Source organism: Congregibacter sp., from assembly GCF_047617445.1.
Classification (GTDB): domain Bacteria; phylum Pseudomonadota; class Gammaproteobacteria; order Pseudomonadales; family Halieaceae; genus Congregibacter.
Genome location: NZ_JBLGBE010000092.1, coordinates 1 through 12699, shown reverse-complemented (window position 1 = coordinate 12699; position 12699 = coordinate 1). Strand labels below are relative to the sequence as shown.

The window sequence follows — 12699 nt, the reverse complement described above, 5'->3', positions numbered from 1 at the left end:
CCCAGTATCCTGAGCTGACCGTTAATCTTGACCTCAATAGTCGTCTGGTGAACCTGCTGGAGGACGGCATTGACTTTGCTATTCGCTATGGTGAGTTGAATGACTCCAACTTAATTGCCCGTAAACTCATCAGCCGCCCAATGATGGCCGTAGCCAGCGAAAGGTATTTGCAACAGCATAATACGCCTAAACACCCGGTACATTTGAAGCATCACAGTTGCATTGTTTCCAATAATGACTCGTGGGAGTTCAATGTTGATGGCAATAAAGAGGTAGTCAAAGTGAAGGGGAGATTTCGCAGCAATAATGCCAACGTGGTGTTAGATGCCTGCAAAAAAGGATTGGGAGTGGCCTACATGCCCAAGAGCACATTTAAAGAAGCCGTTGAAAGTGAGCAACTTGTGCCGATACTTGAACCTTTTTGGGGGCAAGGGACCAGCAGCTGGATCGTGTATCAGAACAAGCGTTTCATGCCGTTACGTGTGCGATTGGCCATTGATTTTCTTGTGCAGCATTTTGCGGATTGGGATGAGTCGTAGTCCCATCAGTATGGAGGCTGTGCGCTAGAATTCTTTAACTTATATGCGCGCGCTCGGCTAGCAGTTGAGCATCTGGTTGGCCACTTCTCTGACAGCTGAAAGGGTTAATCGTTAGCCTAATATCTTCAACCCTTAAGCAACTTCCTATCGACATAATTGGCGCAAATATCCATATATTTAGGGGAAAATCGGCTCTATCTTAATTTTTCCAACGTCCGGAATAAGTAATGAACGGCCCTTTTCTACGCCATAGTCGAAAAGACCGTTCCTAGGCGAAAGCGGTCTCTGGCGATGTCGCAAAACACCTCAAGGCGGTCTTTAGCGCTGCCAGGAAATTTAACAGCACATAGCCTGGGGTGGTTGTTTGGTTTGGGGTGAAATGGCTGATTTCGGCAGGATATACCGCAAACTGGCCCCCGGATTTGGATTGGTCGTTACCATCAGATGCCCAATTAATCTCACCTAAACCAGCATTGGGTCGGTCGCGAACTCGTTACTAGTAGAAGTTTTTGCTCGCCGCTGGTGCCAAGTCGCGGGCTAAAGTGAGTGTCAGTAATTTTTACAGTCAATGATGGACCTCGGTTTTCGACAACAGAACATTCAATTTAGACGTTTGATTTGTATAGTTTTTCCTGCGCCGGTGCGATTCATGCAGTGCGGAGACTAAACACATGTCAAACATCATCACAGAGGGATAATCACGATGCGAACAGCTAAAATCAGAGTAGCAACTGCGCTGGTTACATTCGGCCTGGCCGCAGGAGCAGCAGCAGGGCCTTTTACTGAAGTCGGTGATGCCGGCGAAACAATTGCAACCGCGCTAGCTGTTGGATCGGGTGTGACTTCGATCAGCGGGAGTGTCGGCGACCTGAGTTTGGATTTCTACGAGCTGTTCTATGCGAGCGATGTCCTGTTCCAAGTCTCCAACATCACACCCTTTTCGTTTGGCATCACCGAGCTAACGCTGTTCAACGAGTCTGGCACGCAACTGGCGACATGCGCCGATTGCTTCTTTAAGTTCGGCGGCTTGGGCTCGGTAGTTATCTCTACGGCGATCACGTCTGGGACGTACTACCTGTCGATGGCCGACACCGTTGCTGGTGTCCCTTTCGGCGACTACTCCTTTGGCATCACCGAGACATCATCCGTGTCGCCGGTCCCGCTGCCCGGCACTCTTGCTCTATGCGGCCTTGGCCTAGCGGGGCTTGGCTGGAAGCGTCGCAAGCAAGCGTAAACAGAGCCCCTGATGTCCTAGCCCTCCTAGTGAGGGTTTTTTGTTGCCTGCGGTTTGGTGAGGATAATGTCTCTTCGTAGGCGAAAGCGGTCTCTAACCATGTCTCAAAACACGGGCGACCTCAACCGGTCGACGCAACACTCTAAACTTCCAATACGGAGAAGGAGTGCCGCAGATGAAACGGCGAACTCGAATTATCTATACGGACGCCCAGAAAGCCTTAATGTGGAATCGCTGGCAACAAGGCGATTCGATGCACGATATCGGCAGGCTCTTTGATCGATTCCATGCTTCTGTTCGACGCATTCTCACCGAGAATGGCGGCATCCGTCCTCGAGAAAGAAAACGATCGCCCTCGACGATAAGTCGGGAAACTCATCGTAACGACGGCCATACTACGTACAGAGCCAGCAAAGCGGAGAGCGCTGCTTGGGAGCGAGGACTTCGTCCTAAAGTGTGCAAACTGGCTGCACGGCCAAAGCTTGCGAGGGAGGTGACTATAAAGCTCCAACTCGAATGGTCGCCAGAGCAAATAGCGGGCTGGTTAAAAACACGATTTCCCGACGACGAGCGTTATCACGCGTCATACGAAACGATCTACAAGGGCTTGTTCGTTCAGGCCTGCGGGGCTTTAAAGAAAGAGCTTTTAGCGCATTTGAGAACGCAGCGGACGACCCGTCGGCCAAGGCGCACCACCCTAAAAGGAAAAGGCCTGGGGTCGATAGCCGATGCGGCATCTATCAGCGAAAGACCCGCATCATTGGAAGATTGAGCGGTACCGGGTCACTGGGAAGGCGATCTAATAGCAGGGTCTCGTGGCAGCCACATAGCGACACTCGTGGAGCGCCAGACGCGCTATCTCATGCTGGCAAAGGTCAACGACAAAACCACCGATACGGTCATCAGCGCCTTGATCAAGCAAGCGGGAAAGCTGCCCACCGAGTCGTACAAGTCGCTGACCTGGGATCGAGGTTCAGAGCTCTCTGGGTACAAGAAATTCATACTAGCGACCGATATACAGGTTTACTTCTGTAACCCGAAGAGTCCGTGGTAGCGAGGCTCAAACGAAAATACCAATCGACTCTTGAGGCAGTACTTCCCGAAGTGCACTGATCTATCGGTGCATTCGCAGGTTTAACTCAATTGCATAGTAAGACGCTTAAACAAACGTCCAGGAAAAACACCAGACGACGCAACACCGGCAGACCGATTTGCCGCATGTGTTGGGTCGACCAATTGAAACCGCAGGTGGAAGCAGACCTTCGGTAGTGTTGGCGTGCGGTAGTCGATAGGCCGTTAAAAGCTGCTTGCACGGCGTCTCGAAAACGCCTTCGCGCAGGCCGTCAATAGTTCCCAGGGAGTGGGTGTTGACCATGTGCAGTTGGAAGGCGAGGGGTAGCATGTCTTAAGCCAGGCGCGCCGTAAGGAGCTCGTTCTCATTTTTATCCGAGCTCGCGCAGTGCGCGCTGCCCTTGTTGAGAACGTTTCTCAAAGCATCCAAAGTCTGCAGATAACTGGCTGCCGTGAAATCGTAAAGGGATTTGGTCATGGGGTGGAGCTGCTGAATGTTACAATGATACGAAAGCTACGCTGATCGAGGCTCAATCAGCAATTGCAGTACTGAGGCGCAATGCATACTTGTCGGCAGCGCTGACGATTAGCGGTTGTCTGTACTCTGGCGATCGGCGAAAATGTCCGCCACTCACGCGGCCCTCTGGTATCTGGTCACTTTGATGGCGGTTCCTACGTAAGGCTGAGGAATTGTGAACGACCCGTCGCCATCGAAAGCAGCTAACGATATATGGACGAATCTAAATTAGTACCCAAGAGTTCTGTAAACCGAGCGTTGAATGCGTTGGGTGATCGCTGGTCGTTGCTGATGATTCACCAATCGTTCCTCGGCACGACTCGTTTTGAGGAGTTTCACAGTCTTTGCAATATTCCTCGGAGCACACTGTCGAATCGTCTGAAAGCGCTGCGGGCGAACAACATTTTTGCCTTGCAGCCCAAGCCCGATGGACTGCAGCGACAGGGCTACCATCTCACGGACTGCGGCGAGGCTCTGTTCGGCGCAGTTTTGCTGTCCTGGGCCTGGGGTATTCGCTGGGGAATGGTCAGCAAGGGTATGCCAACCTCAATTGTGCATACTGGCTGCGGCAAGCCTATGCTGCCCGTGATGGCCTGCGATCATTGTCAGGAGAGGGTCAGCGTGACCAGTTGTCGCCGGGAGGCGGGCCCCGGTTCGGGTATGGAGAACCTTGAGGTCAAGCGCGTGCACCGGCGGCGCCATGCAGCAACAGAGTCCTATGCGGCCGAGTTGGTCGACCTGCTCGGTGACCGCTGGACTGGCATGGTGATCGGGACGCAGTATTTTGGTATACGCCGGTTTGATGCCATGCAGTCCTACCTTAATATCGCTTCGAATATCCTCGCTGACCGGTTGAAGGCTCTGGAATCAACCGGCATCTTTGAGCGCTGCCTTTACGAACTGGTACCCCCGCGCTATGAGTATCGGCTGACCACGAAGGGGGCCGCACTATTTCCTCATGCACTATCGCTCATGCTGTGGGCCGATGAATGGCTGGCGGACATTAAAGGTCCGCCGCTGCTGGTGCATCACCAGCCTTGTGGCCACGTACTGGGAGCATCAGTTGTTTGTGGTGAGTGTGGTGAGGTGCTGACAGCGGATACGATCGTGCCGCGTCTCCAGCCCAGAACTTGACTCCAAGCCTGGCCTGATCCGAGGCCGAGCTCTGGCTGGGTTAGCACGACTTCCAATGATGACTGAATCGCTTTCTTCAGGCTCACAGTCCCAGCTGTTTTGCCGCCATCTCCGAGAGTATTTCCTGCGTTCCTCCGGCCAGTGCGAAAATACGTGATTCCCGGTGTGCCCGCGCAACGCGTGATACGCCTGAATAGGCACGACCTGCCAGCATCTGCATGGCTTCGCTGCTACACAGATCCAGCACCCGACTCGCCGTGATCTTGAGCAGCGCCAGGTCTGCCCGGTGGTGTTGACCGCCGGCTAGTTGCTCCACGCAGTAATCGAGATAGGAGTAGGCGCTGCGCAGCTCGCGGTGCATCTCCACCAGGCGATGGCGCAGGGTCTGATGTTCAATCAGTCGCTTGCCGAAGGCCTTGCGCTCCTTGCAATGTGTTATCGCTTCGGCGAGGCAGTAGCGACTCAATCCCAGCATGGCGCCTATGCCACTGAAACGCTCTATATCAAGCTGCGCCGCGAGGGGACCGAAGCCGCAATTCTCTTCTCCGAGCAGTTGCTCCCGAGGTATCTGCACGTTGTCGAAGTTGAGCGTGCCAACATTGCGGTTGTACCACTGCAAACCCGCCACGGGCGCCCGGGTGACACCAGGCTGATTGAGGTCGACCACGAACAGCGAAAGGCCGCGCATGCCGGCGTCCCCAGTACGGGCGATAACCAGTGCATAGTCGGCGCGCATAGCTGCAGAGATCAGTGTCTTCGACCCGCTCAGGCTGTAGCCGTTGCCGTTACGCTCAGCCCGGGTTGAGAGGTTGGCGACGTCTGACCCTCCGGAGGGCTCGGTGACGGCAAAGCATATCCGTTTGTGGCCGGCGAGTACCGGACGCACGATGCGGTCGTAAAGCCCTTCATTGCCCGCGCTGATCACCGGAGGCAGCGCGATCCAGTGTGTGGCGAGATCTGCGAACACCAGACCGCTGCCCGTGCGATGCATCTCTTCGGCGAGGATGATTCGCTGATAGATATCGGCGATTTCGTCGGTGCCGCCGACCTCAAGGGGAAAACCTAGGCCGAAGATGCCGTGATCCACCGCACTTAGATAGAGGCTGTCCGGAAAATCGCACCGCGCTTCCCAGGCATCAAGCTGCGGCGAGATTTGAGTATCCACAAATGCTCGAACGCGGCGACGCCAGGCTTCGTGTTCCGGGCGCTGCCCGGGACAGGAGGGCCGTAGACTGTCGAAGAGATCTTGGGCCGCCGTGTTGCCAGGGAAATTTGTCACAGTGCGCTCCTCTGTTTTTTTTCCGCTTGCGGCGCTTGGATCACCATACTTGCATATTAAGACTAAACGATCCTAGACTGCTTGTCATGCGCTCGCCCAATTCTGGGAGCAATGCAAAATAATTAAAATAAAGCGAGTAAACCGATGGATCTGCCCATGCTGATCAAGATTGTGAAGTTCGATGGTCGCTTTGCACCAAACTTCACAGCAATCGGCTATTACGCCAGACGGTCTTTCTGGGGATGGCTCGATGCCGACTTTAGCGGCCAGACCTGGCTGGTGGCCGGTGCATCCGGGGGTATTGGGCGTGCCATCGTGCTAAAGGCCTCGCGACGAGGGGCGAGGGCTGTAGCTGTAGCGCGCAGCACGAAAAAACTCGAAGATCTGGTCGCTCAGTCGAGTGGCGCGGGTGGCGTGCTGCCGATGGTGACGGATTTGAGTCTCATGTCTGAAACCGCCTCGCTTGTCGACCGTTTAAAGCTTGATAGACAGCGAGTAGATGTGCTGGTCAATAATGTCGGCGCCCTGATACACAGACACGAGCTTACTGCCGAGGGCAAAGAGCGTTCTTTTGCGCTGAATATTCTGAATCACTACCCGCTGACCGAGCGTATGGTCGAGGGCGGATGGTTAAATCCCGGAGGGATCGTGATCGACATGGCGTCCGGGGAATGTAGCACGTGCCTCTGATGATCGACCGAATGAACGTGACCGATTCTCAGCAGTACGCCAGCGTTATTGCCTACGGTGTGCATAAACGGGGAAAGGCAGCGTTGACCTGCTACCGGCAGGAGAAATACGGAACGGAGTGCAAGCCGCGCAGCCTACATGCGTACCCGTCAACCCGAATCACCCGCGATACTCCCGAGGGGCTCGCGGCTTTTCTGGACCATGAGGTTGTCAGCGTGAGCTGACATAAACTGACATAGCAATGGAGAAATATCATGCACGAGAAGCTTAATAGAAACATGACGGCGGCGCTGGTTGCAGCTCTTTTTATGGTGCTGATACAGCTTTCCCCAGCGCAGGCAGACGATGCCGGGGTCGAAGTCCGTGCAGTGATCGAGGGTCTTGAGACCAGTTGGAACAGCGGTGATATGGATGGCTACCTTGCCGCCTATCGTATGGACGAAAGTATGAGCCTGACGTTCGGAAATACTGTCGTGCAGGGCTGGGACAAGCTAAATTTGCTGTTCCGTGCGAGTTATCCGGATGAGGCGCGCATGGGGAAGTTCAGCATTGACAGCATTGCCGTGACGGTTCTTGAGGATGCGGCGGCGGTCGCTTATGGAAATTTCACGCATGTCTTTGAGGAGGAAACGATCATCGGTGGTTACACCCACGTACTTAAACGCGCGGCAGACGGGCGCTGGATCATTCAGCACGAGCGTACCTCTCGCGGCGAGGTTATTGGCAGCGACTGATTGCCCAGCTGTCGTGCCGACGAGGCTCTAACCGCGCTTAGGGTGTGATGTTTCCGGTGAGTCCTTTCATCGTACGCCTAAAGGCTTCCATGGCGGTCTCAAAGCTGTGCTCCGCGGACATTTCAGCAAGGGATTGGAGCGCATTGGCGACTGTGTCGAAGGCGCTGCTGGAGGCTGTTGGAAAGCTGACGAAGTCGGTCTCTTCTACTACCCTTGCCGGCGCCGGTAACTATCGCAACGCGTCCGTCCAATGCCTGTTGCATAGATCCCTCCTGATCGTTTTGATGGGTATTGGGAGGTCTTTCAGAATTTAGGTGGCAACGGGAAAAAGCCGCTAGTGCGACTGGCGTACTCCGCAAACTCCGGGCGTTTTTTGGCCATGCGCCGCTCCAGAAGGCCTTTGCCCATGGGGCCCATCAGAACCCAGAGCATCATGGCGGGGCTGACCACGGTGATAATCGCGAGAGGATTTTCCATCGCAATCAGGAAAAAGCCGACCCAGACGCAGGCTTCACCGAAATAATTCGGGTGTCTGGTGTAGCGCCAGAGGCCCTTGTCCATGACTCGGCCGACGTTGTCCGGATCCGCCCGAAAGCGGCTTAGCTGCCAGTCGCCGACTGTCTCGAAGAACATGCCTACACACCAGAGGCCGAGGCCCAGCCAGGGCAGTATTCCAAGGCTGGTGGGCGTGTCGCTGGAAACGGCGAATATGAGCACTAGAGATACCAGCCACATGAAGAAGCCCTGCTGCAGGTAGATATGGATCAGGCTGTGGACGTTGTAGTTCTTGCCGCGCTCGGTGACGTAGCGGCGCAGGTGAGCATAGCGCGGGTCCTCGCCGCCGTGGTTCCGCCAGCCGATGTAGATACCGATGCGCAGGGCCCAGAGAGTGATCAGGGTCAGTACAAGCTCCTGTCGCGCGGCGACACCATCGCCTATGGCCCAGGTGAACCAGGCGGTAATCGCGAGCCCGAAGCCCCAGAAAATATCAGCAATACTCGAGTCCCCGATGGCGACGCTCAGGGCCCAGAGACCTGTCATCATAATCGCGATGAGCGCGAGATTGGCCAGCGCCAGCTGGAAAAATTCAGCGTAGATCATCAGATTTCCTCTTTTCAATGATTGTTGAGATGGCAGCCAGAGATTCACGTTTCACGGGGATACCCGCCGCTTCCCGGTCCCATGTGTCAGCGGTGATGCCTTCCTCTCTGAGCTGGTGTTTCTGCACTTTGTTAGTGGGTGTCCGGGGTAGTGCTGGCAGTACGCGCACATAGCGCGGCAGCATGAAGTGCGTCATGCGTGGCTGCAGATATTCGATTAACGCCTGCGGCTGGAGCAGCGCACCTTCGGCTGGCGCAACGGCGATCATGACCTCGTCTTCTCCGTCGCTGCTCGGCACGGCGTAGGCTGCGACCTCTGTGACTGCGGCAAACTCAGCTACTTCTGCCTCCACTTCGATAGACGAAATGTTTTCACCGCGGCGTCGGATCGCATCCTTTTCGCGGTCGATGAAAAAATAGTTGCCCTCCGCATCCCGCGTCATCAGGTCGCCGGTATGAAACCAGCCATTGCGCCAGGCGCGGGCGGTTGCTTCCGCCATCCCGATATAGCCAGGTGTCATGCTCCATGGCAGGTCACTGCGAATCACCAGTTCACCGACTTGACCCTCCGGCACCGGAATGTCGTTGCTGTCCACGAGTTGACACTCAATGCCGGACCTTGGGCGGCCGCAGGATGACTGCACGCAGGTATTCAGAGTAGAAACCAGTGGCACGGAGACTTCAGTCATATTGAATCCAGAGAAGTAGTCGAAGCCATACCGTTCTGCGAGTCGAAAGGATTGCCTGGTTACCGGTGACAGCACCACTCGCTTAAGAGGATTTTCCGCGTCTCCCGGCTGCGGCGGATTTTTGTCAAGAAAGGCGACCATTGCGCCGAGCAGCCCAGAGATCGCGGTGGCACCCGATTCGCGGATCTGCTCCCAGAAGCGAGCGGTACTGAAGCTTTCATACACCGCTATGGAAGCGCCGGTGGCGAGCGCTCCCATGATGGCCGTGGTGCCCCCGACGTGAAACAGCGGCAGATTGACCAGCATCCGGTCACCGGACGTAAGGTAGCCAAAACACACTTGCCCTACGGTGTACTGCTGCAGATAGGTGTTGATGACTCCCTTGGAGGGGCCTGTTGTGCCCGAGGTGTAGATGATCATCATGCTGTCCCAGGGCTGTACAGGTGCGGCGCTGAGTGATGACGGGTCACCATTGAGCAGCACCGACTCATCAAGGTAGTTCAGCGCGGCCGGTTTTTCGTCTACAGCAATTGGCTTGCTTGTCCTGCAGCGGATCACCGTGGTCAGTGCGCCGGTCTCAATGTCAGCGAGCCGAGGCAGGAGCTCGCTGTGCGCGATCAGCAGACGCGCTTTCGAAAGATTGATGACGTGTGCTAGCAGCTTGCCGCGATAGGCCGTGTTAATCGGGACCAAGGTGGCGCCCAGATAGTTGCTGGCGAACCAGGCGCGCAGCAAGGATGGCCCATTGGGCAGCCAGGCCAGTACTCGATCTCCAGCGGTCACCCCCAGCGCGCGCAGTGCCGCAGCAGCGCAACGAGTCTGCTCGAGGGTGTCGCCGGCAGTCCATACGCTGCCATCCTCAAACAGCACAAGATGTCTCTCTGATTCCGCAGCGGCTCGCTTCTCGAGCAGAGATGAAAGCACGCAGTCTTCGCTCCGGGGCATCTCGGGATTGAACCAGGGCGGGTGTCGGTTAGGGTCCGGCATGCATTCTCCGCTTTATTATCGTGGGCCGGCTTGGCAGTGCGATGAACGTTTCCTGTGCTATTATGAACCAGTCTGTATTCGCAAGCGAGGTCTGATGTGGAAAATAATGAACAGAATCTGCAGTTGGGCGAGCGTTTGATGGCATGCCTTGAGGCCTGTGACGTGGATGCCACCCGAGCGCTGTATAAGCCGGATGCCCGCATCTGGCATAACTTTGATCAGCTTTGCCAACCCCTGGAAGATAACCTGAAGTCTCTACAGTGGATGCACCGCAAGCTCAAGAACCTCCGCTATGACATCAAGCGTCGTGAGCCCATACCTAATGGTTTCTATCAGGAGCACGTACTGCGGGGAACCCTTGCCAGCGGTGACGAATTCGCGATGCCCGCCTGTGCAATTATCAAGGTTGAGGACGGTCTTATCGTATCGCTGGACGAGTATCTTGATACCGTTCATACGCATCCGCTATTGGAGTGAGCTTCGTCCTCACTTCGATCCACAGATTTAGTGTGGCTCTTGATGCCATGCTTTCTGCGGATTTCTGAATGGCGCTCTAGTTCACTATCTGTTCTGCGCGATCGCGACTTTCGCGGTAGGGTTTGAGAGCCAGGTAGCTGAGGCATCCACCTAGCGGCAGCACCACCGCGCTGACCAGTGCCATGGAGTAGCGCAGGTGCTGGGGGTCGCCAAATCCGTAGTCAGTGACCAATGCGATGAGCGTCGGTCCAAAACCCAATGCAAGCATATTGCCTATCAAGAAATACAGGGCTGTCATCTGTGCTCTGAGCGGGTTGGGTGTGACGACCTGCAGCGCCGCGGCGGGCAGTCCCTGGGGCACGGCCATCAGGAAAGAGGTGAATCCCAAGCCGACCAGTGCCAGCGTGCCGTTGGGCATCAGTGGCGTAGCCACAGCGAACGGCACCGCCGCGATGGCTGCGAAACAGGCCGCGCGGAGGATCGCGTCCCGATAACCGCGCTTTTCCATCCAGTCAGCAAGAAATCCGCCGCTGTAAACCCCGGCGGTTCCCAGTACCAGCATAATGCCACCATAGGCCAGGCCAATATCCGCCGCTTCCCAGCCCCAGGTCCGGATGAACAGGGTAGGCGTCCAGACCATGTAGCCGGTGATCGCGATACCCACCATGGAAAAGGCCATAAAGTGGTAAAAAGCGGTTTTTGCATTCACTCGCAGGAACGCAAAAAGGGCTGCGCTGGAGCTGGCGTTGCCCGTATCGGGCACCCCTGCGGCGGCCAAACCTCGGCGCATCGGCTCGCGAATGCTCAGCACCAGAAGGAAGATCGGTAGCCCGAGCAGTCCGACATAGAAAAAAGTTATCTGCCAGGGCTTTATCTGGCCGAGCAGCGGCACTGTGGTGGTGCCGGCCTCAACGACCATGCGAATCACAATGCCGCCAATGACCATGGCTAGACCGGCGCCGAAGTACACCCCCATAGAATAGACGCTGAAGGCGCGCGCCAGTTGATGCTTTGGGAAGTAGTCGGCAATGATCGAGAAGGCAGCCGGGGATAGGGTGGCCTCGCCGACACCGACACCGATGCGCGCCATAAACAGCTGCCAGAAATTACGCGATAGCCCGCAGGCCGCCGTCATCGCACTCCAGACTACGATGCCGGTAGCGATGATCGCCTTGCGATTTTTCTGGTCCGCGAGGCGCGCAATCGGGACCCCGAGGATGGTGTAGAAGAGGGTAAAGGCAATGCCCGCAAGCAGGCTTACCTGCGTGTCGCTGATAGCAAGGTCGGCACGGATGGGCTCTATCAGCAGGCTGAGTATCTGCCGGTCAATGAACGAATTGGTGTAGGCGAGCATGAGCACGGCCACCACGTACCAGGAATACAGGGGATTGGGCCAGTCGCCATCGTCCGGCAGGGCGCGCGTGGGACTCTGAGTGTCGCTCATGCCCGGCGCAGGTCTACAGGGACTGCACTCATTCGAGGCAGACCACTGTGCGTGTCGCAGCCATAAGCGTCATCGATCAGAGCCGCTGTACTAGTGCCTCCGAATGTATCGCCCTCGCCCCGGGCGCCGCCCGGGAAGCCGTGCGCAACGGACACAACGCCGCGGCGCAGGGTTTTGTCGATTGCGACAAAACCTGACACGCAGGCATTGGCGTTGTGTAACTCAACGCGTTCGCCTTCGCCGACACCCAGTTCCCGGGCATCGTCCGGGTGCAGGTGAACGGGGTTGTAGGGAAGCCTTGCCGCAAGCGCTGGCAGGCTATGTCCCACTGAGTTGTACACGGCGTGCTCCCGACGACTGATCAGCAGCAGCCGCAGCTCCCCGGCGTCGGCTTCGTCCGGCTCGGAGCGGGTGCTGAGCGTTGCCGCAATACCACTGAGTTCCTCGAGCATCTTTGGGTGCCCGATGTTGAGGCGATAGGGCCAGTCATCCTCGCGCGCTTGCGCGGGCGCGCTGCGCTCGGGAAACAGATGCCCGGATGGATACTGCTGGACCTCTGACAGGGGCACCGGGCTGCGTGACAGGAAGGCTTCGATGAGCGCATCCGTCGTTGGTGGATTCTGCATATCCCATTGATAGCCACGCATTCCCAGAGGTATGTCCAGGCGACGCGCCAGCTCGTAGAAGAATCGCCAGTCTTCGATGACATCGGCTCCTGCCGGTGGATCGATCAGGGCTGGCTGATACATGGCCCAGGGCTCCTGAAATCCGATAGACAGCCCATAGGTGACCATCCCCTCGTTG

13 protein-coding genes and 1 pseudogene are annotated in these 12699 nt (G+C 56.5%); 8 read left to right on the top strand and 6 right to left on the bottom strand.

Annotated elements, in window-relative coordinates; translation table 11 throughout:
• From ACI9KD_RS15290 to ACI9KD_RS15280, 3 genes and pseudogenes are all read left to right on the top strand, one after another.
• Positions 1-539: substrate binding domain-containing protein (locus ACI9KD_RS15290; RefSeq protein ID WP_414982040.1), on the top strand; the 539-nt coding region annotated here is incomplete at its 5' end.
• Positions 540-1242: 703 nt separating this feature from the next.
• A complete protein-coding gene (locus tag ACI9KD_RS15285; RefSeq protein WP_414982039.1) occupies positions 1243-1773 on the top strand; it encodes a PEP-CTERM sorting domain-containing protein in 531 nt (176 codons plus the stop codon).
• 175 nt (positions 1774-1948) lie between these two features.
• Positions 1949-3013: pseudogene (locus ACI9KD_RS15280) on the top strand (IS30 family transposase).
• A gap of 165 nt (positions 3014-3178) precedes the next feature.
• Here the strand turns inward: ACI9KD_RS15280 and ACI9KD_RS15275 are convergent.
• The gene (locus ACI9KD_RS15275; protein ID WP_414982038.1) at positions 3179-3322 is read right to left on the bottom strand and encodes a DUF1993 family protein; all 144 of its coding nucleotides are present in this window, start codon (positions 3320-3322) and stop codon (positions 3179-3181) included.
• Positions 3323-3574: 252 nt separating this feature from the next.
• Here ACI9KD_RS15275 and ACI9KD_RS15270 point away from each other — a divergent pair, with 252 nt between their 5' ends.
• Entirely contained in the window at positions 3575-4495 is a 921-nt protein-coding gene (locus tag ACI9KD_RS15270; protein ID WP_414982037.1) for a winged helix-turn-helix transcriptional regulator, read from the top strand.
• 82 nt (positions 4496-4577) lie between these two features.
• Here the strand turns inward: ACI9KD_RS15270 and ACI9KD_RS15265 are convergent, their stop codons facing one another.
• The gene (locus ACI9KD_RS15265) at positions 4578-5774 is read right to left on the bottom strand and encodes an acyl-CoA dehydrogenase family protein (RefSeq protein WP_414982036.1); all 1197 of its coding nucleotides are present in this window, start codon (positions 5772-5774) and stop codon (positions 4578-4580) included.
• Positions 5775-5930: 156 nt separating this feature from the next.
• On the opposite strand from ACI9KD_RS15265, the gene ACI9KD_RS15260 reads away from it, so the two are divergent.
• From ACI9KD_RS15260 to ACI9KD_RS15250, 3 genes are read left to right on the top strand one after another with little or no spacing between them, the layout of a single operon-like run.
• On the top strand, positions 5931-6464 hold the full coding sequence (locus ACI9KD_RS15260; RefSeq protein ID WP_414982035.1) for an SDR family NAD(P)-dependent oxidoreductase: 534 nt from the start codon (positions 5931-5933) through the stop codon (positions 6462-6464).
• Positions 6455-6688: a hypothetical protein gene (locus tag ACI9KD_RS15255; RefSeq protein WP_414982034.1), complete on the top strand. Its 234-nt coding sequence runs from the start codon at positions 6455-6457 to the stop codon at positions 6686-6688. Before ACI9KD_RS15260 ends, ACI9KD_RS15255 begins: the two co-directional genes overlap by 10 nt.
• A 30-nt stretch (positions 6689-6718) precedes the next feature.
• Positions 6719-7198, top strand: a complete 480-nt coding sequence (locus tag ACI9KD_RS15250) for a YybH family protein (RefSeq protein ID WP_414982033.1) — start codon at positions 6719-6721, stop codon at positions 7196-7198.
• A 303-nt stretch (positions 7199-7501) separates the two neighbouring features.
• On the opposite strand, the gene ACI9KD_RS15245 is transcribed toward ACI9KD_RS15250, so the two are convergent.
• Positions 7502-8299, bottom strand: coding sequence for a DUF1295 domain-containing protein (locus tag ACI9KD_RS15245; RefSeq protein WP_414982032.1), 798 nt, complete (start codon positions 8297-8299; stop codon positions 7502-7504).
• Positions 8286-9974 (bottom strand): AMP-binding protein, encoded by a 1689-nt coding sequence (locus ACI9KD_RS15240; protein ID WP_414982031.1) that lies wholly within the window; start codon positions 9972-9974, stop codon positions 8286-8288. Before ACI9KD_RS15240 ends, ACI9KD_RS15245 begins: the two co-directional genes overlap by 14 nt.
• Before the next feature lie 96 nt (positions 9975-10070).
• Here ACI9KD_RS15240 and ACI9KD_RS15235 point away from each other — a divergent pair, with 96 nt between their 5' ends.
• The gene (locus tag ACI9KD_RS15235; protein WP_414982030.1) at positions 10071-10451 is read left to right on the top strand and encodes a nuclear transport factor 2 family protein; all 381 of its coding nucleotides are present in this window, start codon (positions 10071-10073) and stop codon (positions 10449-10451) included.
• A 76-nt stretch (positions 10452-10527) separates the two neighbouring features.
• On the opposite strand, the gene ACI9KD_RS15230 is transcribed toward ACI9KD_RS15235, so the two are convergent.
• Positions 10528-11895 (bottom strand): spinster family MFS transporter, encoded by a 1368-nt coding sequence (locus ACI9KD_RS15230; protein ID WP_414982029.1) that lies wholly within the window; start codon positions 11893-11895, stop codon positions 10528-10530.
• Positions 11892-12699: molybdopterin dinucleotide binding domain-containing protein (locus ACI9KD_RS15225; RefSeq protein ID WP_414982028.1), on the bottom strand; the 808-nt coding region annotated here is incomplete at its 5' end. The genes ACI9KD_RS15230 and ACI9KD_RS15225, both read right to left, overlap by 4 nt.

What these genes read in the sequence shown, in the direction of transcription:
- ACI9KD_RS15285 (WP_414982039.1), top strand. Translation starts at nt 1,243, where the DNA reads ATGCGAACAGCTAAAATCAGAGTAGCAACTGCGCTGGTTACATTCGGC.
- ACI9KD_RS15275 (WP_414982038.1), bottom strand. Translation starts at nt 3,322, where the DNA reads ATGACCAAATCCCTTTACGATTTCACGGCAGCCAGTTATCTGCAGACT.
- ACI9KD_RS15270 (WP_414982037.1), top strand. Translation starts at nt 3,575, where the DNA reads ATGGACGAATCTAAATTAGTACCCAAGAGTTCTGTAAACCGAGCGTTG.
- ACI9KD_RS15260 (WP_414982035.1), top strand. Translation starts at nt 5,931, where the DNA reads ATGCTGATCAAGATTGTGAAGTTCGATGGTCGCTTTGCACCAAACTTC.
- ACI9KD_RS15250 (WP_414982033.1), top strand. Translation starts at nt 6,719, where the DNA reads ATGCACGAGAAGCTTAATAGAAACATGACGGCGGCGCTGGTTGCAGCT.
- ACI9KD_RS15245 (WP_414982032.1), bottom strand. Translation starts at nt 8,299, where the DNA reads ATGATCTACGCTGAATTTTTCCAGCTGGCGCTGGCCAATCTCGCGCTC.
- ACI9KD_RS15240 (WP_414982031.1), bottom strand. Translation starts at nt 9,974, where the DNA reads ATGCCGGACCCTAACCGACACCCGCCCTGGTTCAATCCCGAGATGCCC.
- ACI9KD_RS15230 (WP_414982029.1), bottom strand. Translation starts at nt 11,895, where the DNA reads ATGAGCGACACTCAGAGTCCCACGCGCGCCCTGCCGGACGATGGCGAC.